This is a genomic window from Chloroflexota bacterium (assembly GCA_026710945.1).
Taxonomy (GTDB): Bacteria; Chloroflexota; UBA11872; order VXOZ01; family VXOZ01; genus VXOZ01.
Genome location: JAPOQA010000026.1, coordinates 1 through 1867 on the forward strand (window position 1 = coordinate 1; position 1867 = coordinate 1867).

A 1867-nucleotide genomic window follows, 5' to 3' on the forward strand; every position below is an offset into this window, starting at 1 on the left:
GATGGCCGGGAGGGAAAGGAGTACCGGCTACCCACAGAGCATGAACGGTCGGTGGCGGAAGTGCCGGAGGAGGAGCTAGAGGCGTTGTACGATGAGATTCCATTTGGTCTGCCGGCAGAACCGCTTCCGAGCAAAGAAGCCCCTGGAATACGTGTCCCGCTGTACGGGCTTGACACGTGGCGTAACCTGTTTACGAGTCGGCAGCTTGCAACACTAAGTTCCCTCATCAAGGCCATAGCTGAAGCGAAGTCACAGGTCAACAGGTTACATTCTAGGGGCTTTGCTGACGCAATTGCAGGCTTTTTGTCCTGCATCATGGACAGGCAGGCTGACTATGGTAGTACTGGCTGCATCTGGGTGAATAACCACGAGAAAATAGGACACCAATTTAGTCGATTCGCACTTCCTATGGTTTGGGACATTGCTGAAGTCTGTCCATTTACGACAGCATCTGGGGGATTGGACAGTGCGTATGATTGGGTGACCAGAGTTGTTGATCATCTTCAGGAGGCCACAGTAGATGCACCAAGGCCAAGCGTGAAATTGAAGTCTGCAATCGGTGGGCAACACTGCGGATTCGATGTTATCATCACCGATCCACCTTACTACGATGCCATCCCGTATTCTGACTTGATGGATTTTTTCCACATTTGGCTTAGGCGCGCCGCGCACAGCTTCTCGGATGAATTGCGGGAGTCTTTTGTTCCCCGGCTGGGACCAAAGTGGGATGGTGAAGCCAATGATGGAGAGCTAATTGATGACGCCAGTCGCTTTGGTGGAGATAAGAGACGTTCTAAGGAAAACTACGAAGAGGGGATGGCGCGAGCGTTCAGTACGTGTTTGAATGCGCTCAAGCAAGACGGGCGGCTCGTCGTAGTATTCGCGAGCAAGAGCCCTGACGCCTGGGAGACGCTTGTAGCTGCCCTCATCCGGGCAGGTTTCGTTGTAGACGCATCCTGGCCAATCCAGACTGAGCGGCAGACGCGATTGCGATCTGTTAGTTCCGCTGCTCTGTCGTCATCCATCTGGTTGGTGTGTAAAAGGCGTCCCCTAGCCCGTCCTGGCTGGGACAGCGGCGTGCTGCAGGAGATGCGGGAGAATATAACCCAGCAGCTACGCGACTTCTGGGACGCCGGCATCCGCGGGCCGGACTTCGTGTGGGCGGCGACCGGGCCGGCGCTGGAGGCGTTCAGCAAGTACCCGGCGGTCAAGAAGGCAAACGATCCCGACAAACTGATGAATGTTTCGGAATTTCTGCGCGAGGTGCGGCGCATGGTGGTCGATTTCGTGGTCGGGCGCGTGCTGTCCCAGGACGGCGAGGAGGCGGTGACGGGACTGGACGACGTCACCACATACTACCTGCTGCACCGCAATGACTTCGGCATGGGCGAGGCGCCGGTCGGCGGATGTATCCTCTACGCGCTTTCCTGCAACCTCTCCGACGCGGCGCTGGTGAACCAGCACGATTTGCTGGCGAGGGGCAGAAAGCGCGGCGCCGGCGAAGCGGTTGAGCAGGACGGCAGCGGGGGGGAAGGAGAAGAGACCGGCGGCGGGGGCGGCGCCAAAGTCAAGCTGAAGCCCTGGAACCGGCGCACGGGACGCAATCTAGGAGTTGAAGGTCCGGGCGGGCGGCCTGTGCCGCTGATAGACCAGGTGCACAAGTTGATGCAGCTCTGGCGCGGCGGCGATCAGGGCACGGTGAACAGTTACATTGATGAACTCGGCCCACAGCGCAACGCGCTGGTTGCGCAGATCCTGCAGGCTTTAGTTGAGGTGCCCGAGGCCGGGTCGGCAGAGCGCTCTATCCTGGAGGCGCTCACCAATCATGTTAAGGCCCGAGATCATGTGCTCCCGACGCGCCAGGGCC

The 1867-nt window shown here is 58.7% G+C and carries 1 protein-coding gene; it reads left to right on the top strand.

Going from position 1 to position 1867, the window contains the following annotated elements:
* Positions 1-537: 537 nt before the first annotated feature.
* A partial coding sequence (locus OXE05_04915) for a hypothetical protein (protein MCY4436658.1) occupies positions 538-1867 on the top strand: 1330 nt, incomplete at its 3' end.